Below are 26,582 nucleotides of genomic sequence, written 5' to 3' on the forward strand. Positions count from 1 at the left end.
ACGGCAAACCCGCCACTCTTTGGCCATCTTTGAGCATCGCGCGAAGGTGAGGAGGTGGCGCTAAGTAAGGGGCGGTTTTTGGTGCGAAACCTGTCAAGTGCATTATTTCCTTCACAAATGCCCGACCATACACAGCGCCTCCTGGTGGGTCGGTACACCATAGGTAGAGGGCACGCTGGCCTCGCCTTACCCCTAGGCGTGTGCCCCCCGGCATGTTAGAGCCATCGGCGGAAACGGCGGACGATTTGGTCCGCCCACAACGGGTTAGACGGTATGGAACGCGGCGGCTGGAAGGACTTCCTGATCGAGATCTTCGCCTGGTGGCGGGGCAACACCTGGGGCACGCGCCTTTGGACGGCCTTGCACGGCGAGTATGTCGGCGCCGACGAAGCGGGCAACCGCTACTACCGCTCGAAGAAGGGCGCCAAGCCCGGCCCGAACGGCTATGAGCGCCGCATGGTGGTCTATGCCGGCGGCTATGCCGAACCGACCACCATTCCGCCCGGCTGGTATGGCTGGATGCACTATCGCACCAACACTCCGCCCACCGAGCAGGAATATGCCGCGCGCACCTGGCAGCAGCCGCACCAGCCAAACCTCACCGGGACGGCACTGGCTTACCGCCCGGATGGCAGCCTCCTCAGCAAGGGCGAGCGTCCGCGCGTCACGGGCGACTATGACGCCTGGTCGCCTGACGCCTGAGCTGACCACCATCGGCGCGCCCATACATCGGGTCCTCAAGGGACTGGCCACGGCATTCGCTTGCGCCATGCTGGTGACGCCAGCGCTGGCCGATACCATCGCCAATCCGGTGGCGCAGTTCTCCGGGCTCGACAAGATCACCGGCCGCATCACCACCTTCGACGTCTATATCGACGAGACGGTGCAGTTCGGGGCGCTGCAGATCACGCCGCGTGCCTGCTACACCCGCCCGCCGACCGAGACACAGCGCACCTCGGTGTTCGTCGAAGTGGACCAGGTGAGCCTCAAGGGCTCCATTGAGCGCATCTTCACAGGGTGGATGTTCGCCGACAGCCCGGCGCTCAATGCCATCGACCACGCCGTGTACGACATCTGGCTGCTCGACTGTAAGCAGAGCTCGGACGTGCCGCCCCCGTCGGCGGATGCCGGCTCCGGCGGCTGACGCACCGCAACTACGATCAAATCCGGCGCTGTTTTTGTGGTTTAGCTCTTCCCGTCACGACGAGAGGAGACCAGACCATGCTCAGCGAACCCCAGATCGTTACCCGTCCGGACCAGCCGTTCGCGGCCATCCGCATCAGCCTCGATCGCAACGAAATCCCCTCCAAGGCACCGCCGTTGATCGGCGAGGTGGCCGGCTGGCTCGGCTCGAAAGGCGCTGCGCCGACAGGGGCACCGTTCTTCAGCTATATCGCCATGCCCGAGGATGGGCCGATGGTGATGGAGGTTGGCTTTCCAACCGGGTCGCTGCTTACTGGCGACGGCCGGGTCAGGACTGGCACCATCCCGGCTGGCCGCTTTGCGACGCTTGTTCATACGGGCCCCTATGACGGCCTCTACGACGCCAACGTCGCGCTCGGTGAGTGGTTGGGCAAGCAGGGCATCTCGCACGCGATGCCGGAGCAGGCCGCTGGTGAATACGACGCGGCGCTGCTCGAGATTTACGGCACAGACCCAGCTACGGAGCCCGATCCGCAGAAGTGGGAGACGGAAGTAGCGTTTCGGTTGGGGCGCTGATGCTTTCGAATCCGCGATGCTATGGCGGCGTCGGTGGTGGGGGGAGGGCGAGGATATTGACTCCGAACTCCATCTCATATTTAACAGGTGTGTTATTTAACACATGTGCGAAATATGACGACCGACCCCCTCAGCCTCACCCTGTCTGCACTCGCCGACCCAACGCGGCGGGCGATACTGCAGCGCCTGAGTGAAGGTGAGGCGTCGGTGAGCGAACTCACCGCACCCTTCGACATCTCGATGCCGGCCATCTCCCGGCACCTCAAGGTGCTGGAGCTGGCCGGCCTCGTCGCACGGACCAGGCATGCCCAGTGGCGGCCAGTGCAGCTCAACGCAGCGCCGCTCGCCGAACTGGCCAACTGGGTCGAACGTTACCGGCGGCACTGGGACGCCAATTTCGCGCGCATGGATGCGTATCTCGCCGAACTGCAGAAGGGGAACCCGAATGACCCAAAGCAATAGCGTCACCGCCGAGCAGGCCGCGTTGGTGCTGGAGTTCGATCGGCTGTTCGACGCGCCGCGGGCCCTGGTCTGGCTGATGTTCAGGGAGCCCGAGCACATGGTGCGCTGGCACGGGCCCGAGGGCTATGCGCTGCTGAGCTGCGAGATCGACTTCCGCCTCGGCGGCAAGTGGCGCCGCTGCATGAGCAACGGACCCGGCCACGCCCACTGGATCCGCGGCGAATACCTCGAGATCGACGAGCCGGGCAGGCTGAGCTTCACCTACATCAACGAGTACGACGGGTTCGAGACCGTCGTGACGATGGATTTCGTCGACGAGGCCGGCAAGACCCGCATGTACTTCCGGCAGACGCCGTTCATCAGCTTGGAGGAGCGCGATGGACATGGCTGGGGCTGGAAGAGCGGCTTCGACGTGTTCGACCGCTACGTCGCGCAGTTCATCGACGAAGACTGGAGCCCCAAGGGCCGGCCGCGCAGCGATGGCGTGGCCGAGGACATCGTCGCAGCGCGCCGCAGGAGCAATGAGGAGAAGAAGAATGCTGACACTGCCCAAGCTGGTTGATCGCCCGGCGCAACCCTATGTGGCGGTCCGCCAGCAGGTGTTGATTCCGTTCGAGCAAGCCATCGGTCCCGCCATGGGCGAGCTGTTCGATACGATCGAAACCCAGAAACTCCAGCAGGTTGGCCCAGCTTTCTTCAAGTTCAACATCGTCAAAATGCCGGAGCTCGAGATCGAGTTCGGCGCGCCGATCAAGGGATCGGCAACGCCGGGCGGCCGCTTCGTCACTGGCGTGCTGCCGGCTGGCCGCTACGTCGAAATGACCTATTTCGGGCACTACGACGACCTGATGGAGGTCACCGCCCTGCTGATCGGCTGGGCCAAGCACAAGGGCATCCAGTGGGACATGGTCGAGCGGCCGGATGGCGAGCATTTCGCGGCCCGGCTCGAGATCTACCACAACAGCCCCGAGGAGGAGCCCGACCCCGCGAAGTGGGAGACGACCCTCCTGTTCAAGGTCAAGGACTGATCATGTTGCTGAGGGACAGGACGGCGATCGTCTATGGCGGTTCCGGCGCCGTGGGTGGGGCGGTCGCCAAGGCCTTCGCCCGTGAGGGAGCGCGGGTGTTCCTTGCGGCGCGCAATGCCGACCGGCTGGAAGCGGTGGCCGCAGAAATCAGGGCCGGGGGCGGCAAGGCGGAGGTTGCACCCGTCGACGCGACCGATCGGGAGGCGGTTGAGGCGCATCTGGCTGATATCGCCGCCAAGGCCGGCCCGGTGAAGGTGATGTTCAACGGCAGCGGCTGGGTCGACACGCAGGGCCAACTGCTGACCGAGATGGAGTTCGATCGATTCTTCGGCATCGTCGAGGTGGCATTGCGGAACTGGTTCTACACCGGCACCGCCATGGCGCGGCATATGGCTGAGAATGGTGGCGGCGCAATTGTCGGGATCACCGCCAACGCAGCGCGTGAGGCCTATAGCCATGTTGGCGGGTTCGGCATCGCCTGCGCTGCGGTCGAGCATTATCTGCGGCAGCTGGCGGTGGAGAACGGGCCAGCCGGCGTGCGGGTATGCTGGGTGCGCTCGCCCGGCTCGCCCGATGCACCCGGCGTGCGCGAAGCCTGGCAGTTGCGGGCCAACGAGCGCGGCGTCACCTTCGAGGAAATCGCCCGCGAGTTCGGCAAGGACACACCTCTGCGCAAGGTCACCGCGTTGGCGCAGGTGGCCGACGCTGCCGTGCTCATGGCCTCCGATCTAGCGGCCGGCATGACGGCAACGGTGGCCAACGCCACCGGCGGCGCGCAAGTCGACTAGAAGAACTCGCCGACTAGAAGAACTCGTCGAGCAGCGTGTACCAGGCGAGCTTCGCCTCGTCGGGTTCGGCGACGCCGTAGGCCTCGAGGAACGCTGGGATCGAGGACGCGCCGTAATTCCACGAGAGACTGCGGCAGGCCAGCGCTAGGTCCTGGTAGCGGTCAGCCACGCCGAGCCGGCCGCAATCGATGAAGCCCGTGAAGCGGCCACCCTCGGCCATGAAGTTGGGAAAGCAGGCGTCGCCGTGGGTGACGACAAGGTCCTCGCTCGAGGGCACATCGGCCAGCAGCCGCGCATGATCGGCGGGGCCATTGTCGGGATCGTCGCCGTCGTAGAGGCCCGCCTCGTAGCGCGCCGAGGCCKCGGCGACCCGGATGCTGGACCGATGGTCGAACGGGCAAGTGGCGGGATCGAGCGCGTGCAACTGGCGCAGCGCGCCGGCGACCAGCGGCACGGCGATATCCGCCGGAATCTCTGACGTCGAGGAGAGATCTTGCCCGGGGACTGCGGTCATCAGCAGCCACAGCCGGTCGGCGTGTTTGGTCACATCGATGACTGCGGGGCAGCGCAGCCCCGTGGCATCCAGCCAGCGCAGGCGCTCGATCTCGCCGGGAAGTTCGGCGAGCGGCGAGATCGGCTCGGACTTGATGAAGTGCTTGTCGCCGGCCCGGTACACTAATGCCCCGGACTCGCCGATGGTCTGCGGCGTGACTTCGAGTCCCGTCGCCCAGCCGGGCGGCAGCTCTAGTGGTCGCATGCGAAATAGTCGCCCCTGTGCTTCAGCGCTTCGGCGAGGCGGGCCTCGTAATCCTCGCGCGGGATTTCGATGCCGCCGAAGGTGCGGAGGTGATCGGTGACGAATTGCGTGTCGAGCAGATGGTAGCCGCCGGCCACGAGGCGGTGCCGCAGATGCGCCATCGCGATCTTCGAGCAATCGGTCTTGCGGTGGAACATCGATTCGCCGAAGAACGCCGCCCCCAGCGACACGCCGTAGAGTCCTCCGACGAGCGCCGGCCCGTCCCACACCTCCACCGTATGGACGACACCGCGATCGAACAGCGCTCCGTAGAGCCGGCGGATCTCGGGGTTGATCCAGGTCGACTCGCGATCGACGCCCGCCGTGGCACAGCCCTCGATGACGCCGGCGAAGTCGGTATCGACCTTGACGTCATAAGGATGCGTGCGGAGCGTCTTCCTTAGGCTCTTGGAGATATGGAAGTCGTCGAGGGGGATGATACCGCGCTTCTGCGGGCTCACCCAGAACAGGTCGGGCGAATCCGCATCCTCCGCCATCGGGAAAATGCCGGCCTGATAGGCCCGCACGATCAGTTCGGGCGTGAGGTCGATGGCGAACGGATCGGTCTTCTTCGTCATAAGCCGAATATGGGCCGTGCCGGGTAACGAAACAACGCCAAAGCGGCTTGCGCCGTCGGCCGCGGGACGCAATTGTCCAAGCCGTTTGGGGGCGTTCGATGAATAAGTGGGTGCGGCGGATCATCGTTGGGATTGTCATTGCGGTTGCGCTGTTTCTCGTCATCGGCGGGGTTGGCACATCCGTGCTGATGAACCACTTGCTGACGCCGGGCGGCATCGACTGGAGCGGTGCGAACAACCCCAATCCGCCGACCGATCCGTTCGAGCTCGGCTTTCGTGGCGACCCGCTGCTAGCGCTCGGCCTGCCGTTCGAGACGGTGCACTACACTACCGAGCTGGGCGACGCCGAGGCCTGGCTCGTGCCCGCGGCGAACATGGATGGGCCATGGGCGGTGTACGTCCATGGCATCGGCGGCATTCGCGAGAATGGCTATCGGCAGCTGTCGATCCTCCACGAGGCGGGCATCCCGACGCTGCTGATCACCTACCGCAACGACAACAATGCGCCGGCCGAGCAGAACGCGATCTACAGCTTCGGGGTCAACGAGTGGCGCGATCTGGATGCGGCGGTGAGCTGGATGCTGAGGCGCGGCGCACCGGGCGTCATCCTTGTCGCCGAATCCATGGGCGGCGGCATCGCGGGGCAGTTCCTGATGCACTCCGAGCAGGCGGACAAAGTCGTGGCGTTGGCGCTCGATGCGCCGGCTCTCGATATCGTCGAAGTGGCAGCGGACAAGATCGGCGCCCGGATGATCCCCTTCGCGCGAACGCTGGCCCGGACCGGGCTGCTGATGTTCGATATCTATCGTAGGTCGCGCCTGAGCGACGCCGTCAGCTTCGACGCGGTAGCAAACTTCCCGGGTCCGCTGTTCCTGGCCCACGGCAGCGCCGACGCGCTGGTGCCGGTCACCATCAGCGACCGGCTCGTGGTCGCGCGTGAGGCGCCGACCACCTATCTGCGCACGGAAGCCAACCACTTGCTGTCGTTCAAGGAAGATCCCGAACGCTACCGGCAGGAGATGCTGGGGTTTCTCAAAAGTCTCGGCAGCTGAGGCTCAGCGGACCACCAGCCGCACCAGCGGCGGCAGGCTGATCGCGGCGAGCAGCACCGGCAGCATCAGGACGAGGGCGTCGAGGTAATCGATCATGTGCGGCATGGCACGATCTCCTTGGGTTGGAGATGCATGCCATGCGGCCGCTGAACCGGCGCTGGGACGGGCGTTCATTTTCCGTTAACACGTGTTAACGGGCGCGAAGCCTCAGGCCTTGTTTTCCTTGAGGTACTTTTCCAGCCAGTGAATGTCGTAGTTGCCGGCGATAATGTCCGGTTCCTTGATCAGCCGCTGGAACAGGGGGAGGGTGGTCTTCACGCCGTCGACCACGAACTCATCGACAGCGCGGCGCAGGCGCTGCAGGCACTCGGTGCGGGTGCGGCCGTAGACGATCAGCTTGCCGATCAGCGAGTCGTAGTAGGGCGGGATCGAGTAGCCCTGGTACACGGCGCTATCGACGCGCACGCCGACGCCACCGGCCGGGTGGTAGAACTGGATCTTGCCCGGCGAGGGCGCAAAGGTCTGCGGGTCCTCGGCATTGATGCGCACTTCGATGGCATGGCCGGTAAAGGCCACATCCTTCTGCTTGATCGAGAGCGTCTCGCCCGAGGCGACGCGGATCTGCTCGTAGACGATGTCGATGCCGGTGATGCGCTCGGTCACCGGGTGCTCCACCTGCAAACGGGTGTTCATCTCGATGAAGTAGAACTTGTCGTCCTCGTAGAGGAACTCGATGGTGCCGGCGCCGGAGTACTTCAGCTTCCGCATCGCCGCGGCGCAGATTTCGCCGATCTCGCGCTGCTGGTCCATCGGCACGGTCGGTGCCGGAGCTTCCTCCAGCACCTTCTGGTGGCGGCGTTGCAACGAGCAGTCACGGGTGCCCAGGTGCACCGCGTTGCCTTGGCCATCGCCCATCACCTGGACTTCTATGTGCCGCGGCTTCTGCAGGTACTTCTCGATGTAGACGGAATCGTTGCCGAAAGCGGCCTTGGCCTCGGTGCGGGCGGTCGAGATGGCGATCGCCATTTCCTCGTCGTTCCGCGCCACTTTCATGCCGCGCCCGCCACCGCCGGCGGTCGCCTTGACGATGACCGGGTAGCCGATCGAGTTGGCGAGCTCGATCGCGTCCTCGGGCGTCTTGATCTCGCCTTCGGAGCCCGGGACCACCGGGATGCCGAGCTCCACCGCGGTCTTCTTGGCGGTGATCTTGTCGCCCATGATCTCGATATGGTGCGACGAGGGGCCGATGAAGGTGATCTTGTGCTCGGTGAGGATGCGGGCGAAGCGCGCATTCTCCGAGAGGAACCCGTAGCCCGGATGCACGGCGTCGGCGCCGGTGATCTCGCAGGCCGCCATGATCGAGGGGATGTTGAGATAGCTGTCCTTGGCCGGCGGCGGCCCGATGCAGACGCTTTCGTCGGCGAGGCGCACATGCATCGCGTTGGAATCGGCGGTCGAGTGGATGGCGACCGTCTGGATACCGAGCTCCTTGCAGGCCCTGAGGATGCGGAGCGCGATCTCGCCGCGGTTGGCGATGAGGACCTTCTGGAACATCTGGCCGTTACTCGATCACGACCAGCGGCTGGCCGTATTCGACCGGCGAGCCATCCTCGACCAGGATGCGCGTCACCGTGCCCGAGCGATGCGCCGGGATCTGGTTCATCGTCTTCATCGCTTCGATGATGAGGACCGTCTGGCCCTCCGACACCTTGGATCCGACCGACGCGAAAGTCGGCTTGCCCGGCTCCGGCGACAGATAAGCCGTTCCGACCATCGGCGAGGTGAGGGTGCCGGGGTTGGAGCTCAGATCGTCATGCGTCGGCGCAATGCCGGCGGCAGCGCCGGCCGGCGCGACCGAGGCAGGGGCAGCGTGCGCCACCGGGGCCGGTGCGTATGCCGGAACGGCCACCTGCTGCACGGCCTGGCTAGCATATGAGCGCGTGACCCGAACGCGCAGGTCGTCGCGCTCGATCTCGATTTCCGCGAGGTTCTGCTCGTTGAGCAGCTTGGCAATGGCCTCGATCAGTTCCTGATCGGAATTGGGGGACGCCTTGGTCATATTCTGCCTCTTAGAGTTTTTCGGCCAGTGCGTGGAGCGCCAGCCTATATCCGGTAGCGCCCAGACCGCAAATCACCCCGGTCGCCACCGGCGAGACGTAGGAGTGATGGCGGAACGCCTCACGGGTGTAGATGTTCGACAGGTGAACTTCGATCACCGGCAACCCGACGGCCCGGAAGGCGTCGTGGATGGCGATCGAGGTGTGCGAGTAGGCGCCGGGGTTGATGACGATGGCGTCGAAACTGCCCAGTGCCTGCTGGATCCAGGTAACCAACTCGCCTTCGATATTGGATTGCTTGCAGGTGACCTCGAGGCCCAGCGTCTTGCCTTCGGCAACCGCCATCTTCTCGATGTCGGCAAGCGTCTGCGTGCCATAGGTCTGAGGCTCGCGGGTCCCGAGCATATTGAGGTTCGGGCCGTTGAGGACGAGAACGCGGTGAGCCATGGTTCGTGCCTTTTGCACTGGCCCCCCAGCGGGCGCAAGCGTGGCGCGGAGTAATGCACGAAAAAGGGCGGATTTGCGGCAGGGAAGGCCGTCGGATCAGCCCGGCTGATCTGTAGCGGGGCACACGGTGGCACCGCAGGCGCGCATATTGGCGATCCGGGTCTTCAGCGCATCGAGGCCGATGGCGCCCGGGATGACCTCTTCGCCGATGATGAAGGTCGGCGTGCCGGTGATCTTGAGCCGGTCGGCGATCCGGTAGCTCTGCTCGATGACCGAGCCGACCTTGGGCGTGTTCATTCCCATCTCGAGCGTCACGGGGTTCAGCCCGAGGTCGGCCGCCGCTTTCAGCGCCGCCGCCTTGTCGACCTGGCCACGGCTCGTGAACAGCGCCTGGTGGAAGCTCCAGTAGTCGACGTCGGTCTCGGCGACCTGCACCGCGATGCGTGCCGCCTCGACCGAACCCTGCGACAGGATCGGGAATTCCTTGAGGATCACCTTGAGGTTCTTGTCGGTATCGAGCAGCGCCGCGAGGTCAGGCAGCGCCTGCCGGCAGTAGCCGCAATTGTAGTCGAACATCTCGACCAAGGTGACGTCGCCGTTCGGGTTGCCCAGGACGATCTGGCCTTCCGCTTCGAAGATGGCAGGCTTCAGCTCGGTGAGCGCCGTGCGCGTCGCAGCCGTCCGCTCGGCAGTGAGTTCGGCGTTGAGCGCCGCGGATACCTTTTGCAGGATGCGCGGGTTGCTCATCAGGTAGTCTTCGATCATCGGGTTCAGCGTCGACTGATCGACCTTCCCGGCGGCCTGCGGCACATCCTGTTTCGGCTGACGAGCGATCAGGTCGGCGACGATGGTCTCTACGGCCGAGGCGGTGAGCCCTGTCTCCGGCTTCGCCTTGGCCACCACGTCCTCGGCAATGGCACGTGCCGCCGCCTCGTCGACCCGGGGGGGCGACAGTAGCGTGACACCGAGGCCGCCAGCCAGGAGGCCGACGAGCAGGACGAGGGTGGTTGTGAGGCGCGACATAAGTTCTCCGGAGTGGCCCGTTTCGGCCACTGTCTAGCAGACTAGAGTGATTTTGCCATGAGAGGTGGACGGACCGCCCGCACCGGCTTCAATTCTAGTTGAGGCGGCGGGGCAATTCCCGTAGCCAAGGCGCCATGGAAGACCCCGGCAAACTCACTGGCCTCAGGCCGTTCTACGTGATGGAAATCACTGCTCGCTCCAAGCTCGTCGAGGCGAGCGGGCGGACCGTGATGCATATGGAATCGGGCGAGCCCGGCGCTCCGCCGGCACCTCGGGTGCGCCAGGCGGTGGCGGCAGCGCTCGACCTGCCGCAGCACTACACGCACTCGGCCGGGCAGATCGAACTGCGCCGCGAGCTGGTGCGCTACTACCGCGATCAGCACGGTGTCACTGTCGATCCGGAGAGCATCGTGGTGACGATGGGCTCGTCCTCGGGCTTCATTCTCGCCTTTCTCGGCGCATTCGAGCGCGGGGCGAAGATTGCGGTCACCCGGCCGGGCTATCCGGCCTATCTCAACACGCTCGATGGCCTGGGCATGGAGGCGGTGGAGATCCCCGTTTCCGCCGCGGCCGGTTGGCGGCTGACGGCAGCCGATGTCGAAGCCGCCTATGCCCGGGAGAAGTTCGACGGCCTGCTGTTCGCCTCGCCGGCTAACCCGACCGGAGCGGCGGTGACGCGCGAGGCACTCAAGGAGATCGTCGAGGTCTGCGCCAAACTGGGCGTGCGCTTCATCTCCGACGAGATCTATCATGGGCTCGACTACCGGGCGCCGTCTGTCTCGGCGCTCGAGTTCACCACTGACGCCATCATCATAAACAGCTTCTCGAAATACTACTGCATGACGGGCTGGCGCATCGGCTGGATGGTTCTGCCCGGGGAACTGACCCGGCGCACCAACATCCTGCAGCAAAACCTGTTCATCGCCGCCCCGACGCTCAGCCAGATCGCCGGCCGCGTGGCGCTGGGGGAGCGGGACTATTCCGAGGAACAGAAGGCGCAATATGCGGTGAACCGGCACGTGCTGGCCGAAGGGCTTGCCCAGTTCGGTCTCGCCTCGGCCAACGAGGGCGACGGCGCGTTCTACGCCTATGTCGACTTCTCGCGCTTCACCAACGACTCGCTGAGCTTCTGCATGCAGATGCTCGACGAGGTCGCGGTAGCCGCCACGCCCGGCATCGACTTCGACCGCCTCAACGGCAATCGCTTCGTGCGGTTCTCATATGCCGGGACGCGGGCAACTATCGACGAGGGGCTGAACCGGATCGGGGATTTCCTGAGGGGGAAGTGATGCTCAGCGGCACGATCCCGACGCTGCGAACGTCCCGGCTGGTGCTGCGGGCGCCGGTGCTTGCCGATTTCGATGCCTATCGCGACTTGATGGCATCGTCGCGGTCGACGGGCATGGGCGGGCCGTTCGACGAGGCGCGAGCGTGGGGGCTGTTCTGCCATGACATCGCCTGCTGGTCGCTGTTCGGGCACGGCGCGCTGATGATCGACGTCACGGCAACCGGCCACTGCGTCGGGCAGGTCGGGATCAATCACGGGCCGCTGTTCCCGGAGAAGGAACTGGGCTGGCTCCTTTACGAGGGTTTTGAGGGGCAGGGCTATGTGACAGAGGCCGCAACGTCGCTGCGCGACTGGGCCTTTGCCGAGCTTGGGCTGCCGACCTTCGTCAGCTACTTTGACCCGGCCAACAGCCGCTCCATCGCGGTGGCCGAGCGCCTCGGGGCGGTGCGGGACGATCTTGCGCCGCGCCAGGACCCCGAGGACGTCGTCTACAGGCATCTGCCGCCTGAAGTCCGCGGCTAGCGCGGCTGATCAGCGATCACGAACGGCCGCAGCCGGTGGCCATCGGGGTCCTCGACCACAAAGGTAAAGCCGAAATCCATTTCGGTCGGCTCCTGCACCACCTTTACGCCGAGCTTGGTCCATTCCGCGTAGGTGGCACGGACCGCGTCCTTGCTGTCCTCGCTGAAGGAAATCTCGACCCCGCCGGCAGCGTTGGGCTTGGGCTCCATCTCGTCTGCCAGCCACAGCCCGATCTTGAGGCCAGTCGGCAGCACGTAGAGCACGAAGGTTGAAGCCTTCTCGACCGGCTCGCGTCCGAGCAGCTGGGTGTAGAGCTCGGCGCTCTTCAGCGGGTCGCGGACGGCGAGGAGCAGGTAGTTGAGGGTGCGCATTTGTCGTCTCCGTTGTTGGTGGAGACGGGATAGCCGTGGGCACTGACAGTTTCCGGCAGTGGTCAGCGGACCGGGATGCCCTCGCGCTCGCGCCACTCCTTCAGCATGACGGCACGGCGGCGCGGATAGCGCTCAGGCAGCACCTCCATTTGCGCGATGCGATCGAGCCGGAAGTTGCGGTAGTCCACTCTTAGCTCGCACCAGCCGATCACCACACGCACTCGATCGAAGAAGCCGATGGCAAAGGGCCAGATGATGCGCTCAGTCGCGGTGCCGTCACCGTTGCGGTAGGCGATCGCGAGCTTCCGCTCATCGCGGATGGCGAGCCTAATGGCTGAGAGATCGACTACCGCAGGAATAACCTCGCCACCGCCGATCAGAAGGTTGGAGCCGTCCACGCTGTCGCGCAGCTCCGCCGGCAGCACGGCCGTGATCTTGCTCAGCGCATTGGCCGCCGCATCGCCGAGCCGCGGGTCCTCGGCACGGCGGGCGACCCAGCGCGAGCCGAGCACCAGCGCCTCGATCTCGTCGGCCGAGAACATCAGCGGCGGCAGGGTGAAGCCGGGGCGGAGCACATAGCCGAGGCCCGGCTCGCCCTGGATGTCGGCGCCCTGCGCCTGCAGCGTCGCGATATCGCGATAGAGCGTGCGGATCGAGATGCCGAGTTCGTCGGCGAGGGCAGGGCCCGTCACCGGCGCGCGATGGCGGCGGAGCAACTGGATCAAGTCAAGGAGTCGTTCGGCGCGGGACATAGCGGCACGGTAGCGGATTCCGCAGGGCTGCGAGAGGGGTTGACGGGCTAGAGTAAAAGCTCTAATGCCGATGTTAGAGCAAATACTCTAGCAGAGTTTCCGACGTGACCGATACCAAGACCCGCATTCTCGACGCCGCGCTGGCCCTGTTCAATGAGCAGGGGACGGCGCCCGTCACCACCAACCACATTGCCGAGGCCCTCGCGATGAGCCCCGGCAATCTCTACTACCACTATCGCAACAAGGCCGAGATCGTGCGCGGGCTGTTCGGCCGGATCTCGGCCGCCTGGGCCGAGAACTACGCCGTCCCGCCGGGCATGACGCCCGACATCGCCATGATGGAGCGGATGGTCGCGGGCAACTTCGCCATCCAGGCGCGCTACCGCTTCTTCTTTCGCGATCTGACGCTGCTGTTGAATGCAGATCCGGAACTCGCCGCCGCCTACCGAGCCAACCGGGATACCGGTTTCGCCAATACGATCGCCCTTCTCCGGCTGTTCGAGGGCGTCGGAGTACTGGCCTCGCTCGGCGACGACCGGACGCTCGACGACATCGCCCAGCTGCTCTGGCTGGTGGGCGATTTCTGGCTGGTGTTCCGAGACACCGGCGGCACCCCGTTTGCCCAATCCGATACCGCACAGGGCGTCCGGCTGTTCCGGCGCATCATTTCCCCATACCTTCAGGGAGTATCGACATGACCACCGAAGTCCGCACGACCGGCATCCTTCTGGTCGCCGTCCCGCTCGTCTTCACCGCCGGTTTCACCGGCCTGCAGATGACCTTCGAGTACCCCGACATCCTCCGGCACCCGGCCGGCGAGGTGCTGACCCACTTCGCGGCGGCCGGCGCCGATCTCCACCTTTACTGGTACGCCATGATGGCGGCGGCTCTGGCGATGATCCCGGCGGCCGTCGGGCTGGGCCTGCACCTGTGGGAGCGCGACCGGTACCTCGCTGCGTTGTCGATCGGGGCAGGGGTGCTCGCCGGCCTCGTCCAGGCCCTGGGCCTGCTCCGCTGGGTGCTCCTCGTGCCCGGTCTCGCCGCTAGCTATGTGGCGCCTGGTGCAACTGAGGTGCAGCAGCAAATGGCTACCGCCTTGTTCGACGCCGCCAACCGCTACCTCGGCATGGGCGTCGGCGAGCATTTTGGCTACCTGTTCACCGCCGCTTGGACCGTGCTGGCGGCGGCACTGATTGTCCGCCAGCACCGCTACATCGCTGCGGCCGGCGTGCTGATTTCGCTCGGCGTGGTGGCAGGCATGGCCGAGCCCTTCGGCGTGCCGATGGCCGGCGCCATCAATGCGATCAGCTACACGCTGTGGGCAGTCTGGACGCTGATACTCGGCATCGTCGTGCTGCGCGGCGAGCGACGGGAGGCTTTGCCGGCCCCGAGAGCCGCCTGACGGCACTCACTGAAATGAAAAGGGCGGGAAATGATCCCGCCCTTTTCGATTCAATCACTGGTTGGGCGCTTAGCCGCCAAGACCCAGGCGGCGCTGCCACCAGCCGGCCTTCTTCGGCTTGGCATCTTCCGCCGGCTTCTCTTCGGTGGCGGCCGCCGAACTCACGACGATCTCACCTTCCGGAATTTCCTTCTTGGCGCGGCGACGCGGTGCGGGGGCAGCGGCTGCCTCGGGCTCGGGTTGCGGCGCGGGAGCGACGGCAACTTCGGCAACGGTCTCCGCGGGCGCGGCGTCGGCTGCTGCCTCGCTCGCCGGAGCAGCCTTCGGCTTGCGTGCCCGCGGCTTCTTTGCCTTCGGAGCTTCCTCGGCCACGACTTCCGGCTCGGGAGCCGGTGCGGCTTCGGCGACCACCGGAGCGGCTTCCTCGGCGACGGGCTCCGCCTTCTTGCGGCGACCGCGCTTCGGCTTCTCGGCCGGCGCTTCCTCGGCAACCACGGGGGCCGGGGCTTCCGCCACGACATCTACGGCCGGCGCATCGACGGCGGCGACAGCCTGTTCGGCTGCCGGCTCGGCAACTGCGCCATCGCGCTGCTCGACGCCCTCGCCGTCACGACGATTGCGGCGGCCGCCGCGGCGGCCCCGACGACGGCGGCGGCGCGGCTCGCCATCCTCACCGACGGCGCCTTCACCGGCCTGACGCGGCGCCTCATCGCCCTCGCCATCCTCGCCCTCGTCATCCGACGCGGCTTCGACCGGCTGGCGCTGCTGCTGCGGCTGGCCCTGAGCGGGGCGATCATCGCGTTCGCCACCGCGACGGCGGCGACGACGACGACGGCCGGTGCGCTCGCCACCGGCTTCGTCCGAGCGCGCCTGGCGCTCGCCGCCACCGGTTGCGGCTTCTTCCTCTTCTTCGTCATCCTCGACCAGCGCATCGGCCGCTTCGGCTTCCGCGTCGATGATCGTGGTGGTGTCGACGCGCACATGCGTGCCGGCGGTCTCGGTGCGATCCGTCAGGCGCGCCTCGCCCCGCTCGATGGCGAAGTGCGACGGGCCGACATGATCGTCGGCGACGATGGTGATCGAGAGCCCGTACTTGGCCTCGAGCATGTTGAGCGTGCCGCGCTTCGAATTGAGGATGTAGAGTGCCACATCGGTCGGAACCCGAAGGTTGATCGACTGGCCGGGCTTCTTCATCACGTGGTCTTCGACATTGCGCATGACCATCAGCGCCAGGCTCTCGACCGACCGGACGAGGCCGGTGCCCTGGCAGGTCGGGCACTTGTGGGTCGAGCTTTCGACGACGCCGAAGCGGATGCGCTGGCGGCTCATTTCGAGCAGGCCGAAATGGCTGATGCGGCCGACCTGGATGCGGGCTCGATCGTTCTTCAGCGCTTCCTTGAGCTTGCGCTCCACCGCCCGGTTGGAGCGGTTTTCGACCATGTCGATGAAGTCGATGACGATCAGGCCGGCGAGATCGCGCAACCTGAGCTGGCGCGCCACTTCTTCAGCGGCTTCGAGGTTCGTCTGGAGCGCCGTATCCTCGATATTGTGTTCCTTGGTGGCGCGGCCGGAGTTCACGTCGATCGAGACCAGCGCCTCGGTCGGGTTGATCACCAGATAGCCGCCCGACGGCAGGGTGACCTGCGGCGAGAACATCTGGTCGAGCTGGCCCTCGACGTTGAACTTACTGAACAGCGGCGCATCTTCCTTGTAGAGCTGCACGTTCTTGGCGTGGCTCGGCATGATCATGCGCATGAAGTCTTTGGCTTCGCGGTAGGCGTCGTCGCCCGTCACGAACAGCTCGTCGATGTCCTTGTTGTAGAGGTCGCGGATGGTCCGCTTGATGAGGGAGCCTTCCTCGTAGACGAGGCACGGCGCCTGCGACTTGAGAGTCAGCGAGCGGACGTTCTCCCACAGGCGCTGCAGGTACTCGAAGTCGCGCTTCACCTCGGCCTTGGTACGGCTGGCGCCGGCGGTCCTTAGGATGATCCCCTGGCCCTGCGGCACTTCAAGATCCCCGACGATGTCCTTGAGACGCTTACGGTCTGCGGCGTTGGTGATCTTGCGCGAGATGCCGCCGCCACGGGCGGTATTGGGCATCAGCACGGAGTAGCGGCCGGCGAGCGACAGGTAGGTGGTGAGAGCCGCGCCCTTGTTGCCGCGCTCCTCCTTCACGACCTGCACCAGCATCACCTGGCGGCGCTTGATCACTTCCTGGATCTTGTACTGGTGGCGGCGCTGCGACGGGCGGCGGCGCTCCTGTACATCGTCGAGCGCATCCGAGCCACCGACGCTCTCGACCGGCTCGTTGCTGGTCGGCGCCTGCTCGATATGGCTGTGCTCTTCGTCCTCGTCGGGCTCGGTCGACTGCGGGTCGGCATCGGCGGCCGCCTCGGTCGGCGCGAGGGCGTGAGCCGCGGCGTGTTCACGCTCGTGCTCTTCCTCGTCGTGCTCCTCGTCGCGCAGCAGCGCTTCGCGGTCGGCGACCGGGATCTGGTAGTAGTCGGGGTGGATTTCCGAGAAGGCGAGGAAGCCGTGGCGGTTGCCACCATACTCGATGAATGCCGCCTGGAGCGACGGCTCCACGCGCGTCACCTTGGCGAGGTAGATGTTACCCCTGAGCTGCCGCCGGGTGGCGGATTCGAAGTCGAATTCCTCGAGCCGGTTGCCGTTAGTGACGACGATCCGTGTTTCTTCCGGGTGGATGGCATCCACCAGCATGCGCTTTGTAGCCATAGACTAATTCTCCGCGCCGTCGCGCGCCGACACCGATAGACCGGCGAGCCGGTCCTCCTGGCGTGGCGCCATGCGAGGCGATTGGTTCTAGAAGGGAAGCGCGTTGAGCGCCGGTAAAAGCGACGGCGCGCGCGCCGCCACGAGACTGGAGAGCGAAGGCAGCCGGGACTTCGACGACAAAAGCGCAACCGCTGTTCGGGATCGCGTCACTCTTTGTCTGCCCGATGGCCATCAGACCTCTTCCTTGAGAACAGGCCAGCGAGAGTATCCAACCGCCTGTCCTTCGATCCCGGGGGATCGAGATTCTATCACGAGGCGCCAAATGTGCCGCACTTCAGACCGGTTCACCTCTGGTGATTTCCGATCCGCCGCTGCCGACCAGCCGGGCCACGGGCGCCGATTGCGCCGCTCTGGCATGTGGTGGCGGCAGCAGGCCGCCTCAAGATGGCTTTAGGGTTGTTGCCGCAAATTGGCAACAGGAAACTCAAAACCCACGGGTACAGGGCCGTTCCAAGTCGATCACATTATTGCATTGTCGACGTGTGGCCCGTAACGCCGCAGAATCGCCCGAGTGCTCTGGCGTGTATGCGCGAAGTTTTAGGGAGCGACGCTGCCTTGTTGAAATCTGCCGGCTCTGGCGGTCATACCGGCGGATTTGCTGGGTTTGTGGCTATTGTTCTGGTCCTCGTGGCCAGTCTGTTCGTCGCTCATCCGGCCTTCGCCCAGCTCGAATCGATTGAGGACTACCCGGACGTCATCGACGCGCGCGTCACCGCGACGCCGCAGCGGGCACGCCTCATCATCGACCTTTCCGGCCCGACCGAGTTCGCCATCGTCTCGCTCGATGCGCCCAACCGCATCGCCATCGACGTCAAGGCGTTCGAGCTGAAGATCCTCGCGCCGGCGGACGTCGCAGGGAAGGGCATCGTCACCTCCTATACCGTCGAGATGGCCGAAAAGGGCAGGGCCCGCACCATGCTGACGCTGGCTGCGCCGGCGCAGGTGCAGCAGGCCTATGTCCTCGATGCGGTCGCCGATCAGCCGGCCCGCCTTGTCGTCGACCTCATCCCGGCGACGCCCGAAGAGTTCAGCACCAAGGTGGCGGCCGACCTCGCCGCCTCGATCGCCAACCAGGGCACTGCGCCCGTCACCGCATCGACCGATCCCGGCACGCATGCCCCGGTCACCGCCACGCGGCCGCTCGTCGTGCTCGACCCCGGCCATGGCGGCATCGACAACGGCGCCAGCGCGCCCAGCGGCACGCACGAGAAGGACATCACGCTCGCCTTCGCGCTGCAGTTGCAGAAGGTGCTGATCGATTCCGGCCGCTTCGATGTGGCGCTGACGCGCGAGGACGACACCTACCTGTCGCTCAACGAGCGAGTCGATCTCGCCCGTCAGAACAAGGCTGATCTGTTTATCTCGCTGCACGCCGACAGCTTCCAGCAGCCCGACATTCGCGGCGCCAGCGTCTATACCCGCGACGAGAACGCCACCGACGTGCTCGACAAGGTGCTGGCCGACGGTGAGAACCGCTACGACATCGTCGCCGGCTTTGCCGTGCCGCAGTCCACGCCGGCCGTCATGGATATCCTCGTCGACCTGATGCGGCGCGAGATGCGCAAGTCGAGCTACCTTGCCGCCGAAGCCATCGTCCACCAGCTGGAGCCGAGCGTGGCGCTGCGGCGTTTCCCGGTGCGGCAGGCCGACTTCTTCGTGCTGCAGGCCCCGGACGTGCCTTCCGTGCTGGTGGAACTCGGTTTCCTGTCCAACGCCTCCGATATCGCCAACCTGCAGCAGTCGGACTGGCGCGACCGCGTGGTCGACGCGCTGGCCCGCGGCATCGCCGATTACTTCGACAGCACGCAGAAGACCGTGGCGGCGACACAGTGACGTTTCTACCACGCTCGACCTCGCAAGGTATTGAAAGGGCAGGCTTGTCCACATTTCCGCCCTTGTCTGGTATGATTCCGCTTCTTTTCGCGCCCGCCTCACTCCCGCCGGCGCCTGCTCCAGGGTTTTCGATCTGATGCTCAGACTTTTCGGCTGGCTGTTCGGTTTCGGCGTGTTTTGCGCCCTGGGCGCGGTTGCGGTTGCCGCCGTCTATCTCAACCAGCTGAATTCGACGCTGCCCGACTATACGGTGCTGAAGGACTATCAGCCGCCGGTGACGACGCGCGTTCACGCCGCCGATGGCACGCTGCTGGCCGAATATGCGCGCGAACGCCGGCTGTTCCAGCCGATCGAAACCATCCCGCCGCTGATCATCAACGCCTTCATTTCAGCCGAAGACAAGGACTTCTATACCCACTCCGGCATCGCCGTTGACGGCGTCATCCGCGCGTTGCGCGACAACGTCATGGCCCGCATCGACGGCAATGACTCGATCCAGGGCGGCGGCTCGACCATCACCCAGCAGGTGGCGAAGAACTTCCTGCTCACTTCCGAGCAGACCTGGGATCGCAAGATCCAGGAAGCCATCCTGGCGTTGCGCATCGAGTCGACGTTCTCGAAGAACAAGATCCTCGAGCTCTACGTCAACGAGATATTCCTCGGCCTCAACTCCTACGGGGTCGCCGCGGCCGCGCTCAACTATTTCGACAAGGCGCTCTACGAGCTGACGCTCAGCGAGGCCGCCTATCTCGCGGCGCTCCCCAAGGGCCCGAACAACTACCATCCGTTTCGCCGCCCCAAGCAGGCCATCGAGCGCCGCAACTGGGTGATCGACCGCATGGTCGAGAATGGCTACGTGACAGCGGAAGAGGCAGCCAAGGCCAAGGAAGAGCCGCTCAACGTCAAGCCGCGCAGCTCCGGCAGCCAGCTGTTCTCAGCCGAGTACTTCACTGAGGAAGTGCGCCGCCAGCTCGGCAAGCTCTACGGTGAAGCCGAGCTCTATGGCGGCGGCCTCAGCGTCCGCACCACGCTCGACCCGCACCTGCAGGAATATGCCCGTCGCGCACTGATGGACGGCCTGATCAACTACGATCACGGCGAGGGCTTCCGTGGTCCCATCGCCAGTGTCGACATCTCGTCGGACTGGGGTGCCGCGGTCAATGCCATCAAGCCGCTGAGCGACGTCCCCGAGTGGACCCTCGCCGTCGTGCTGGAGATGGGCGACAACGAGGGCCGTATCGGCATTCGCCCGGCGACCGACGTCGAGGGCAAGGTCTCGGAGGAGCGGGTCACCGGCACGCTGGCCGGCCCGGACATCAAATGGGTCAGCAAGAAGCTCGGCAGCCTGTTGAAGCCCGGCGACGTGATCTATGTCTCCAAGGTCGCCGACAAGGAGGGTGCCTACAAGCTCGAGCAGGTGCCCGAGCTCGAGGGTGCGCTCGTTGCCATGGACCCGCGTACCGGCCGTGTCCTGGCCATGGTCGGCGGCTTCTCCTACGCTGAATCCGAGTTCAACCGCGCCACCCAGGCGATGCGCCAGCCCGGCTCGTCGTTCAAGCCGATCGTCTATTCGGCCGCCCTCGACAATGGCTACACGCCCGCCTCGGTAGTGCTCGACGCGCCGATCGAGATCGTCAACGGCGACGGATCGGTCTGGCGGCCCGAGAACTACGCGCAGGAATTCTACGGCCCGCAGACGCTGCGCCGCGGCATCGAGCGCAGCCGGAACGTCATGACCGTGCGGCTGGCCAAGGATCTCGGCATGCCGCTGATCTCTGACTACGCCAAGATGTTCGGCATCTACGACACGCTGAACCCGGTGCTGGCCATGGCACTCGGGGCCGGCGAAACCACCGACATGCGCATGACGTCGGCCTATGCCACCATCGCCAATGGCGGCAGGAAGATCGTGCCGACGCTGATCGACCGCATCCAGGACCGCTACGGCAAGACCATCTACAAGCACGACGAGCGCATCTGCGACGGCTGCGTGGCAGACGCCTGGAACAAGCAGGGCGAGCCGCTGATCATCGACAATCGCGAGCAGGTGCTCGATCCGATGACCGCCTACCAGATCACGTCGATGATGGAAGGCGTCGTGCAGCGCGGCACCGGCACCGGCGCCAAGAGCCTCGGCCGCCCCGTCGCCGGCAAGACCGGCACCTCCAACGACTACAAGGACGCCTGGTTCATCGGCTTCACCCCCGAACTGGCGGTGGGTGTCTATGTCGGCTTCGACACGCCGCGCAACATGGGCAAGCAGTCGACCGGCGGTGAAATGGCCGTGCCGATCTTCACCCAGTTCATGGCCAAGGCCCTGAAGGGCAAGCCGCCGACGCCGTTCAACATGCCGGGCGGCATGGCGCAGGTCTGGATCGATCCCAGCACCGGCGTGAAGGCCAATGGTGGCGACCAGGCGATCTACGAGGCATTCAAGCCCGGTACGGGGCCGAATCTCGTGACCTCGGTGATCGGCGTCGACTCCAACGCCTTCCAGGCTATCCAGGCCGGGCAGGACCCGTCTGCCACCGATATGACGCTGGGTCGCGGCGGGCTGTTCTAGCCGATGCTCGTCGTCTGGCCCGATCCGCGGCTCACCCGCAAGGCCGAGCCGCGGCCGGTGGACGATGGCCTCAAGTCGATCGGCACGCGGCTGCTCGAGGCCACCAGGGCCGCCAATGCCTACGGCCTTGCCGCGGTCCACATCGGCGCCGTCGCGCCGGTCGTGGTGATCAGCGCCGACCCCGATCCCGACAAACGCGACTACCTCGTCCTCTACAATCCCGAGGTCATCTCCACCGCCGGCGCCAATGTCGCGGGACCCGAGGGCTCGGTCTCGATGCCCGGCGTCGAGGTTGAGATCGTCCGCTCCTACACGGCCGAAATCGCCTGGGACGACGAAACCGGCACCCGCCAGCAGCGCCGCTTCGAGGGGCTGCCGGCCCGCATCGCCCAGCACGAGATCGACCAGCTCAACGGCATCTTCTTCCTCGACCGCCTGTCGCGCCTGAAGCGCGACATGGTGCTGAAGAAGTGGAAGAAGCGCAGCGAGAGGTAGCGCCGCTTGACCCGCGTGGCGTTCTCGGCTTGATGGCCCGCGGCAGCCGCCGGGGGGCAGCGGAGAACCGAATGCAGGGCTTGATCGACCATCTGCGCGTCATGCGTGCGTACCGTCGCCGCGTTGGCCGTTACCCCAACCTGCTACGGCCCACCCGGTTCACCGAGAAAGTGCAGATCGCCAAGCTGCGCTGGCGCACGCCGCGCATGGTCGTGCTGGCCGACAAGGTCCTCGCCAAGCACGCCGTCGCGGAACTGCTGGGGCCCGAGTGGGTAACGCCGACGCTCTACGCCGGCTCGGCCTTGCCGCCGCGCGGCGAACGGAACTGGCCGATGCCCTATGTCATCAAGGCCAACAACTGGAGCGGCGGGAACTACTTCGTTACCGGCCCCGACCAGCCCGACTGGGACGATGTCGAGCGCCACGTCCAGAGCTGGATGCGCCGACCGTTCGGACGCTCGATGGGCGAATGGGTCTACAGCGCGATTCCGCCCCAGATACTCGTCGAACCGTACATCGGCCACGGCGAGCCACCGGCCGACTATCGGCTGCACGTGTTCGGCGGCCGGTCCGACTTCGTCTCGGTGAACTGGGAGCGCTTTGCCGGTCTCAAGCGCGCCACCTACAGCCGCGAGTGGCAGCGCCTGCCGTTCGCGGTGAGTGATGCGGAGCCGTACTATGGCGACGATATCCCGCCGATGCCCAAGAGCTATTCCGAGATGATCCGCGCCGCCGAGTTGCTGGCAGCCGGCTTCCCCTTCGCCCGGGTCGATTTCTACGAGATCGACGATCGCCCGCGCTTTGGAGAAGTGACATTCTATCCGAACTCCGGCTTCGTCCGCTGGCCGGACGAGCTGGATTTCAGATACGGCGCCATGTGGCCGGACGGACTGCCCGCCTGATCGCCGACCATCTCCTTGCGCCAGCGCGCCCTCGGTGCTATCGACCGCGCCGGGCCGGCATAGCTCAGTTGGTAGAGCAACTGATTTGTAATCAGTGGGTCGCGAGTTCGATTCTTGCTGCCGGCACCACAACCCTGATTCCGTTGAGATTTGCCCGGTTTCGGGGGAGCCGCTTGCGGCCGCAAGCCTAACGCTTCATTCCGTCGACATCACGGCCACCACCCAGGTGGTGCTTCCGCGCAACAATTGACCGGGCCGCTCCGCCGGCACTACGGTGACGTTCTAGTTGTGGCACTGATATTCGCGCAATCAAGCGAAAGTCGTGATCATGCAATACCTTGCACGCAGAGAGTTCATCTTAAGCAGCGCGGCCTTCACCGCGATGGCGGTACTGCGAACGCACCCGGCATATGCTTATCCCACCCGCTCCGGCGAAACGGTTATTCCGTGGCTCGACCAGCCGACGGAGAATCCGGATCCCGTGGGGATCCAGACCCAGCTCGTTTGGGAGGAGCTCGATTCCTGGATCATCCCCAACGAGAAGTTCTTCTCGATCTCACATTTCGACAGGCCGACGATTGATGCGAGTGCCTGGAAGCTCGAGGTTGACGGCCTCGTCGAAAAACCCATGACGCTGACGCTCGACGACCTGAAAGCCCGTCCGCGGCAGGAGGTCGTCTTTACGATCGAATGTTCTGGAAATCACGGGTTCCCGTTCTTCACCGGCGGCATTGGCAATGCCAAGTGGGCCGGGACGCCCCTTGCGCCAATTCTCGAAGAGGCGGGCATCAGTAAGGGCGGCATAGAGGTTGTCTTCTGGGGCACCGATGCCGGCGAGATCGAAGTTCGCGACCAGAAGATCAAGCAGAACTTCGCCCGCAGCATGTCGGTCGAAGACGCCATGAGTCCTGAGAACATCCTCTGCTACGAGATGAATGGCGCGCCATTGCCGGAGCCGAACGGCTTCCCGCTAAGGTTGATCGCGCCGGGCTGGTACGGCATTGCCAACGCCAAGTGGCTGAAGCGGATCGAAGTACGCGACCGCCGCTTCGAGAGCCTGCTGATGGGACGCGACTACGTCACCCTCCGGCAAGAAGATCATAACGGCGAGACGGTCTGGGCAGAGACCTCCGTCGGTCGCTCGCGCCTCAAATCGGCGCCTGCACGCGTCACGAAGCTCGGCACGGACTACCGCATCATCGGTGTAGCCTGGGGGGCCCCGGTAGACCGGGTCGAGGTGAAGGTCGATGACGGGGAGTGGATGCCGGCAACCATCGACCATACCGAGGAGGCCGAGCGCGCGTGGAAGATATGGTCCCTCGACTGGCCGAGTCCGGCGGCGGGAGAGCATACCGTCACCTCGCGCGCGATCGACATGTCCGGGGCGATCCAGCCCGCCATGGACGATCCCATCATCGCCAACAAGCGCACTTATTGGGAGAGCAACGGCCAGGTTACCCGACACATCAACATCAGCTGAGCCGTCAGGGCGACCTCCTTGGGCCTTTCACGACAGCAAGCCAGCGGGCGCCGCGGTGTGGCGACGCCCCCGCCGGCGCCTCCCAACCGCTGGGCAATGCCCTCGACACTCGCGTGGCACACACGGCCTCGCGAGCGGCGACGACTTGTCTTAGATGTGGCATCCTCGCTGTGCGAATATCCGGCTGGTCGCTGATTCACCGGCGGAGAGGGCGGCTTTGGCAGGCAGACGAAAGACACCGGTAGCGGCTCGTATCCTGCCGCGACACGCGCCCTTCTACTGGGGCGTCGCCATGGGTGCCCTGGCGTTCGTGGTGTGCCTCTTCCTGTCGCCGAGATATGCGGTGGCGGTCGGCGCCAATGCGATGTTCATCATCTATCTGGCGCTCGTCGCTGTGGAATTTCCCAGCCTCACGGCGGAGTTCCTGCAGCAGCGCCCGGATGACGCCGATTCCCCGGTTGCCGCCATTTTCCTCGTCACCATCCTCGTCGTGGTGGTCGCGGTCGTCTTCCTGTTCCTTGCGCTGAACGACGGCGAAGGCACCGACATGCTCGAGATCGCGGTGAGCGTCGCATCGGTGGTGCTCGGCTGGTTCACCGTGCACACCATGGCCGCCCTCCACTACGCGCACGAGTACTATGTCGATGCGCCCGGCCCCAAGAGTGGGATCGTCGCCGGCCTCGACTTTCCGGGCGGCGTAGCACCGGATGGCGGTGCCTTTCTCTATTTCGCCTATGTGCTGGGGATGACCGCGCAGGTCGCCGATGTGGCGGTGACGTCAGCGGCCATGCGCCGGCTGGTGACCATGCATGGCGTCTTCGCCTTCTTTTTCAATACGGTCATCGTTGCGGCGACGGTCAACGTCGTCGTGGCGATCGCCAGCGGATGAGGAACGGTCGCGGCATGGCGCCGTTCCCGATAGATTATGGCCATGCGGCGGGCGATCATCCTGTACGTCGGATGCCGGTTTCGGAGAGGAAAAGACTATGAAGCGAATGCACCTTCTGGCCCTGCCTATAGCCCTGTCGCTTGGGCTGCTGGTCGCCGCCTGCGACAACAACAGCCCGCCGCCTCCACCGCCGGCAGCTGAGACCCCGGCCGCCACCGCAGATGCGGACAAGGCCGCCGCCGAGCAGAAGGCAGCGGAAGAGAAAGCAGCCGCAGATAAGGCCGCTGCCGATAAGGCCGCCGCGGACAAGGCTGCGGCAGACAAGGTAGCAGCCGACAAAGCAGCGGCCGACAAGGCGGCAGCCGAGGCCAAGGCAGCCGAGGAAAAGAAGGCGGCCGAAGCAGCTGCTGCAAAGGCTGCTGAGGAGAAGAAGGCCGCTGAGGCCGCTGCTGCCGCCAAGGCTGCGGAAGAGAAAAAGGCAGCGGATGCCGCGGCGGCAGCCGCGAAGGCTGCCGAAGAAAAGAAGGCAGCCGACGCCGCCGCTGCCAAGGCGGCGGAAGAGAAGAAGGCGGCCGAGGCTGCAGCTGCCGCTAAAGCCGCTGAAGAGAAGAAAGCCGCTGACGCTGCAGCCGCTGCCAAGGCGGCGGAAGAGAAGAAGGCTGCCGAGGCTGCAGCTGCCGCCAAGGCCGCAGAAGAGAAGAAGGCCGCCGACGCTGCGGCTGCCGCGGCAAAGGCCGCAGAAGAAAAGAAGGCTGCTGATGCGGCCGCTGCCGCCAAGGCTGAGGCCGACAAGCAGGCGGCCGCCGCTTCGGCAACTGCCGAGACCGGCGCCGCGGCTCGGGGTGCGGCCGACGCCGCTGCTGCTGTGGCCGCCGCCGAAACGGCACCGGCAGCCGGGGCTGCTCCGTCGGCTGAGGCAAAGGGCGCTACCGACGCTGCAGCCGCAGTTGCTGCGGCAGAAGAGCCGGTGGTGACCACGCCTGCGATGGGCGTGCTGCCCGCCTCGGGCCTCAAGCCCGACACCCGGCTCGCTGCCAACGCCAAGCGTGACCAGATCGGCTATCTCGGCGTCTGGGCGCCGGACTTTGCCGCCTGCGGCACGGTCGATCAGGCCGGCGGCACCGGCTATGTGGTGATCACCAAGATCAGCGTCCGGCAGGGCAGCGATATCCTGCTGGTCGATGCGGTGCCGGCCGTCGATGGCAAGGCCAGTCTCAAGTCGGGCGACAAGACCGTGGAGATTGTCCAGGCCGGGCCGGACGTGCTGAGCGTCAACGGCGCCTCGCTGGTCCGCTGCACGACGCCCTGATCTGAAGGGTAGATTGGGGAGGCCGCGGCA

At 65.4% G+C, this 26,582-nt stretch carries 28 protein-coding genes and 1 tRNA gene; 20 read left to right on the forward strand and 9 right to left on the reverse strand.

From position 1 onward, the window contains the following. The first annotated feature begins 273 nt into the window (after positions 1-273). The 7 genes from AC1DWU_RS06870 (at position 274) to AC1DWU_RS06900 (ending at position 3,997) form a co-directional block, all read left to right on the forward strand. Positions 274-702: an NADH:ubiquinone oxidoreductase subunit NDUFA12 gene (locus AC1DWU_RS06870; RefSeq protein WP_477149240.1), complete on the forward strand. Its 429-nt coding sequence runs from the start codon at positions 274-276 to the stop codon at positions 700-702. Between the two features lie 67 nt (positions 703-769). Next, positions 770-1,144: a DUF2155 domain-containing protein gene (locus tag AC1DWU_RS06875; protein ID WP_477149411.1), complete on the forward strand. Its 375-nt coding sequence runs from the start codon at positions 770-772 to the stop codon at positions 1,142-1,144. A gap of 77 nt (positions 1,145-1,221) precedes the next feature. Further along, positions 1,222-1,719, forward strand: a complete 498-nt coding sequence (locus tag AC1DWU_RS06880; protein WP_477149241.1) for a GyrI-like domain-containing protein — start codon at positions 1,222-1,224, stop codon at positions 1,717-1,719. Between the two features lie 114 nt (positions 1,720-1,833). Further along, positions 1,834-2,181 carry an ArsR/SmtB family transcription factor gene (locus AC1DWU_RS06885; RefSeq protein ID WP_477149242.1) on the forward strand — a complete coding sequence of 116 codons (348 nt, stop codon included), beginning with the start codon at positions 1,834-1,836 and terminating at the stop codon, positions 2,179-2,181. Continuing rightward, complete coding sequence (locus AC1DWU_RS06890; RefSeq protein WP_477149243.1) at positions 2,165-2,743, forward strand: SRPBCC family protein; 579 nt, start codon at positions 2,165-2,167, stop codon at positions 2,741-2,743. Before AC1DWU_RS06885 ends, AC1DWU_RS06890 begins: the two co-directional genes overlap by 17 nt. After that, entirely contained in the window at positions 2,718-3,209 is a 492-nt protein-coding gene (locus AC1DWU_RS06895; protein WP_477149244.1) for a GyrI-like domain-containing protein, read from the forward strand. Before AC1DWU_RS06890 ends, AC1DWU_RS06895 begins: the two co-directional genes overlap by 26 nt. Positions 3,210-3,211: 2 nt before the next feature. Further along, the gene (locus tag AC1DWU_RS06900) at positions 3,212-3,997 is read left to right on the forward strand and encodes an SDR family NAD(P)-dependent oxidoreductase (RefSeq protein ID WP_477149245.1); all 786 of its coding nucleotides are present in this window, start codon (positions 3,212-3,214) and stop codon (positions 3,995-3,997) included. A 13-nt stretch (positions 3,998-4,010) separates the two neighbouring features. Here the strand turns inward: AC1DWU_RS06900 and AC1DWU_RS06905 are convergent, their stop codons facing one another. Both AC1DWU_RS06905 and aat read right to left on the reverse strand, forming a co-directional pair. Beyond that, positions 4,011-4,754: an APH(3') family aminoglycoside O-phosphotransferase gene (locus AC1DWU_RS06905; RefSeq protein ID WP_477149246.1), complete on the reverse strand. Its 744-nt coding sequence runs from the start codon at positions 4,752-4,754 to the stop codon at positions 4,011-4,013. Then, complete coding sequence (gene aat, locus AC1DWU_RS06910) at positions 4,742-5,371, reverse strand: leucyl/phenylalanyl-tRNA--protein transferase (RefSeq protein ID WP_477149247.1); 630 nt, start codon at positions 5,369-5,371, stop codon at positions 4,742-4,744. Before aat ends, AC1DWU_RS06905 begins: the two co-directional genes overlap by 13 nt. A 98-nt stretch (positions 5,372-5,469) precedes the next feature. Between aat and AC1DWU_RS06915 the strand changes: the two genes are divergently transcribed. Next, a complete protein-coding gene (locus AC1DWU_RS06915) occupies positions 5,470-6,423 on the forward strand; it encodes an alpha/beta hydrolase (RefSeq protein WP_477149248.1) in 954 nt (317 codons plus the stop codon). A gap of 207 nt (positions 6,424-6,630) precedes the next feature. On the opposite strand, the gene accC is transcribed toward AC1DWU_RS06915, so the two are convergent. From accC to AC1DWU_RS06935, 4 genes are all read right to left on the reverse strand, one after another. After that, positions 6,631-7,977 (reverse strand): acetyl-CoA carboxylase biotin carboxylase subunit, encoded by a 1,347-nt coding sequence (accC, locus tag AC1DWU_RS06920; RefSeq protein ID WP_477149249.1) that lies wholly within the window; start codon positions 7,975-7,977, stop codon positions 6,631-6,633. 7 nt (positions 7,978-7,984) lie between these two features. Beyond that, a complete protein-coding gene (accB, locus tag AC1DWU_RS06925; protein WP_477149250.1) occupies positions 7,985-8,482 on the reverse strand; it encodes an acetyl-CoA carboxylase biotin carboxyl carrier protein in 498 nt (165 codons plus the stop codon). Between the two features lie 10 nt (positions 8,483-8,492). Next, positions 8,493-8,927 carry a type II 3-dehydroquinate dehydratase gene (aroQ, locus tag AC1DWU_RS06930; protein WP_477149251.1) on the reverse strand — a complete coding sequence of 145 codons (435 nt, stop codon included), beginning with the start codon at positions 8,925-8,927 and terminating at the stop codon, positions 8,493-8,495. 96 nt (positions 8,928-9,023) lie between these two features. Beyond that, positions 9,024-9,950 (reverse strand): DsbA family protein, encoded by a 927-nt coding sequence (locus AC1DWU_RS06935; protein ID WP_477149252.1) that lies wholly within the window; start codon positions 9,948-9,950, stop codon positions 9,024-9,026. A gap of 134 nt (positions 9,951-10,084) precedes the next feature. On the opposite strand from AC1DWU_RS06935, the gene AC1DWU_RS06940 reads away from it, so the two are divergent. Then, complete coding sequence (locus AC1DWU_RS06940; protein ID WP_477149253.1) at positions 10,085-11,239, forward strand: pyridoxal phosphate-dependent aminotransferase; 1,155 nt, start codon at positions 10,085-10,087, stop codon at positions 11,237-11,239. Continuing rightward, positions 11,239-11,760: a GNAT family N-acetyltransferase gene (locus AC1DWU_RS06945; RefSeq protein WP_477149254.1), complete on the forward strand. Its 522-nt coding sequence runs from the start codon at positions 11,239-11,241 to the stop codon at positions 11,758-11,760. Before AC1DWU_RS06940 ends, AC1DWU_RS06945 begins: the two co-directional genes overlap by 1 nt. Here the strand turns inward: AC1DWU_RS06945 and AC1DWU_RS06950 are convergent. Together AC1DWU_RS06950 and AC1DWU_RS06955 are read right to left on the reverse strand one after the other, a co-directional pair. Then, entirely contained in the window at positions 11,757-12,131 is a 375-nt protein-coding gene (locus tag AC1DWU_RS06950; protein WP_477149255.1) for a VOC family protein, read from the reverse strand. The two genes, AC1DWU_RS06945 and AC1DWU_RS06950, sit on opposite strands and share 4 nt — an antisense overlap. A 62-nt stretch (positions 12,132-12,193) precedes the next feature. Next, positions 12,194-12,883, reverse strand: a complete 690-nt coding sequence (locus tag AC1DWU_RS06955; RefSeq protein WP_477149256.1) for a helix-turn-helix transcriptional regulator — start codon at positions 12,881-12,883, stop codon at positions 12,194-12,196. 104 nt (positions 12,884-12,987) lie between these two features. Between AC1DWU_RS06955 and AC1DWU_RS06960 the strand changes: the two genes are divergently transcribed. After that, on the forward strand, positions 12,988-13,581 hold the full coding sequence (locus AC1DWU_RS06960) for a TetR/AcrR family transcriptional regulator (RefSeq protein ID WP_477149257.1): 594 nt from the start codon (positions 12,988-12,990) through the stop codon (positions 13,579-13,581). Beyond that, on the forward strand, positions 13,578-14,285 hold the full coding sequence (locus AC1DWU_RS06965; protein WP_477149258.1) for a DUF4386 family protein: 708 nt from the start codon (positions 13,578-13,580) through the stop codon (positions 14,283-14,285). The genes AC1DWU_RS06960 and AC1DWU_RS06965 overlap by 4 nt, the downstream gene beginning before the upstream one ends. Before the next feature lie 69 nt (positions 14,286-14,354). Here AC1DWU_RS06965 and AC1DWU_RS06970 read toward each other — a convergent pair whose 3' ends face one another. After that, the gene (locus AC1DWU_RS06970; RefSeq protein WP_477149259.1) at positions 14,355-17,021 is read right to left on the reverse strand and encodes an Rne/Rng family ribonuclease; all 2,667 of its coding nucleotides are present in this window, start codon (positions 17,019-17,021) and stop codon (positions 14,355-14,357) included. A gap of 666 nt (positions 17,022-17,687) precedes the next feature. Between AC1DWU_RS06970 and AC1DWU_RS06975 the strand changes: the two genes are divergently transcribed. From AC1DWU_RS06975 to AC1DWU_RS07010, 8 genes are all read left to right on the forward strand, one after another. Next, entirely contained in the window at positions 17,688-18,914 is a 1,227-nt protein-coding gene (locus tag AC1DWU_RS06975; RefSeq protein ID WP_477149260.1) for an N-acetylmuramoyl-L-alanine amidase, read from the forward strand. Positions 18,915-19,050: 136 nt separating this feature from the next. After that, on the forward strand, positions 19,051-21,477 hold the full coding sequence (locus AC1DWU_RS06980) for a penicillin-binding protein 1A (protein WP_477149261.1): 2,427 nt from the start codon (positions 19,051-19,053) through the stop codon (positions 21,475-21,477). 3 nt (positions 21,478-21,480) lie between these two features. Next, positions 21,481-21,972 carry a peptide deformylase gene (locus AC1DWU_RS06985; protein ID WP_477149262.1) on the forward strand — a complete coding sequence of 164 codons (492 nt, stop codon included), beginning with the start codon at positions 21,481-21,483 and terminating at the stop codon, positions 21,970-21,972. Positions 21,973-22,043: 71 nt separating this feature from the next. Beyond that, positions 22,044-22,874, forward strand: coding sequence for an ATP-grasp fold amidoligase family protein (locus AC1DWU_RS06990; protein ID WP_477149263.1), 831 nt, complete (start codon positions 22,044-22,046; stop codon positions 22,872-22,874). A gap of 53 nt (positions 22,875-22,927) precedes the next feature. After that, positions 22,928-23,003, forward strand: a tRNA-Thr gene (locus tag AC1DWU_RS06995). Positions 23,004-23,202: 199 nt separating this feature from the next. Further along, on the forward strand, positions 23,203-24,354 hold the full coding sequence (locus AC1DWU_RS07000; protein ID WP_477149412.1) for a sulfite oxidase: 1,152 nt from the start codon (positions 23,203-23,205) through the stop codon (positions 24,352-24,354). Between the two features lie 217 nt (positions 24,355-24,571). Further along, complete coding sequence (locus AC1DWU_RS07005; protein ID WP_477149264.1) at positions 24,572-25,243, forward strand: DUF1345 domain-containing protein; 672 nt, start codon at positions 24,572-24,574, stop codon at positions 25,241-25,243. A 97-nt stretch (positions 25,244-25,340) separates the two neighbouring features. Next, a complete protein-coding gene (locus AC1DWU_RS07010) occupies positions 25,341-26,552 on the forward strand; it encodes a hypothetical protein (protein ID WP_477149265.1) in 1,212 nt (403 codons plus the stop codon). Positions 26,553-26,582: the final 30 nt, after the last annotated feature.

This window comes from Devosia sp. P2_G7, assembly GCF_056403495.1.

Bases quoted from the DNA above. Each gene is read 5' to 3' on its own strand.
- AC1DWU_RS06870 (WP_477149240.1), top strand. From the start codon at position 274: ATGGAACGCGGCGGCTGGAAGGACTTCCTGATCGAGATCTTCGCCTGG.
- AC1DWU_RS06875 (WP_477149411.1), top strand. From the start codon at position 770: ATGCTGGTGACGCCAGCGCTGGCCGATACCATCGCCAATCCGGTGGCG.
- AC1DWU_RS06880 (WP_477149241.1), top strand. From the start codon at position 1,222: ATGCTCAGCGAACCCCAGATCGTTACCCGTCCGGACCAGCCGTTCGCG.
- AC1DWU_RS06885 (WP_477149242.1), top strand. From the start codon at position 1,834: ATGACGACCGACCCCCTCAGCCTCACCCTGTCTGCACTCGCCGACCCA.
- AC1DWU_RS06890 (WP_477149243.1), top strand. From the start codon at position 2,165: ATGACCCAAAGCAATAGCGTCACCGCCGAGCAGGCCGCGTTGGTGCTG.
- AC1DWU_RS06895 (WP_477149244.1), top strand. From the start codon at position 2,718: ATGCTGACACTGCCCAAGCTGGTTGATCGCCCGGCGCAACCCTATGTG.
- AC1DWU_RS06900 (WP_477149245.1), top strand. From the start codon at position 3,212: ATGTTGCTGAGGGACAGGACGGCGATCGTCTATGGCGGTTCCGGCGCC.
- aat (WP_477149247.1), bottom strand. From the start codon at position 5,371: ATGACGAAGAAGACCGATCCGTTCGCCATCGACCTCACGCCCGAACTG.
- AC1DWU_RS06915 (WP_477149248.1), top strand. From the start codon at position 5,470: ATGAATAAGTGGGTGCGGCGGATCATCGTTGGGATTGTCATTGCGGTT.
- accC (WP_477149249.1), bottom strand. From the start codon at position 7,977: ATGTTCCAGAAGGTCCTCATCGCCAACCGCGGCGAGATCGCGCTCCGC.
- accB (WP_477149250.1), bottom strand. From the start codon at position 8,482: ATGACCAAGGCGTCCCCCAATTCCGATCAGGAACTGATCGAGGCCATT.
- aroQ (WP_477149251.1), bottom strand. From the start codon at position 8,927: ATGGCTCACCGCGTTCTCGTCCTCAACGGCCCGAACCTCAATATGCTC.
- AC1DWU_RS06935 (WP_477149252.1), bottom strand. From the start codon at position 9,950: ATGTCGCGCCTCACAACCACCCTCGTCCTGCTCGTCGGCCTCCTGGCT.
- AC1DWU_RS06940 (WP_477149253.1), top strand. From the start codon at position 10,085: ATGGAAGACCCCGGCAAACTCACTGGCCTCAGGCCGTTCTACGTGATG.
- AC1DWU_RS06945 (WP_477149254.1), top strand. From the start codon at position 11,239: ATGCTCAGCGGCACGATCCCGACGCTGCGAACGTCCCGGCTGGTGCTG.
- AC1DWU_RS06950 (WP_477149255.1), bottom strand. From the start codon at position 12,131: ATGCGCACCCTCAACTACCTGCTCCTCGCCGTCCGCGACCCGCTGAAG.
- AC1DWU_RS06955 (WP_477149256.1), bottom strand. From the start codon at position 12,883: ATGTCCCGCGCCGAACGACTCCTTGACTTGATCCAGTTGCTCCGCCGC.
- AC1DWU_RS06965 (WP_477149258.1), top strand. From the start codon at position 13,578: ATGACCACCGAAGTCCGCACGACCGGCATCCTTCTGGTCGCCGTCCCG.
- AC1DWU_RS06970 (WP_477149259.1), bottom strand. From the start codon at position 17,021: ATGGCTACAAAGCGCATGCTGGTGGATGCCATCCACCCGGAAGAAACA.
- AC1DWU_RS06980 (WP_477149261.1), top strand. From the start codon at position 19,051: ATGCTCAGACTTTTCGGCTGGCTGTTCGGTTTCGGCGTGTTTTGCGCC.
- AC1DWU_RS06985 (WP_477149262.1), top strand. From the start codon at position 21,481: ATGCTCGTCGTCTGGCCCGATCCGCGGCTCACCCGCAAGGCCGAGCCG.
- AC1DWU_RS06990 (WP_477149263.1), top strand. From the start codon at position 22,044: ATGCAGGGCTTGATCGACCATCTGCGCGTCATGCGTGCGTACCGTCGC.
- AC1DWU_RS07000 (WP_477149412.1), top strand. From the start codon at position 23,203: ATGCAATACCTTGCACGCAGAGAGTTCATCTTAAGCAGCGCGGCCTTC.
- AC1DWU_RS07010 (WP_477149265.1), top strand. From the start codon at position 25,341: ATGAAGCGAATGCACCTTCTGGCCCTGCCTATAGCCCTGTCGCTTGGG.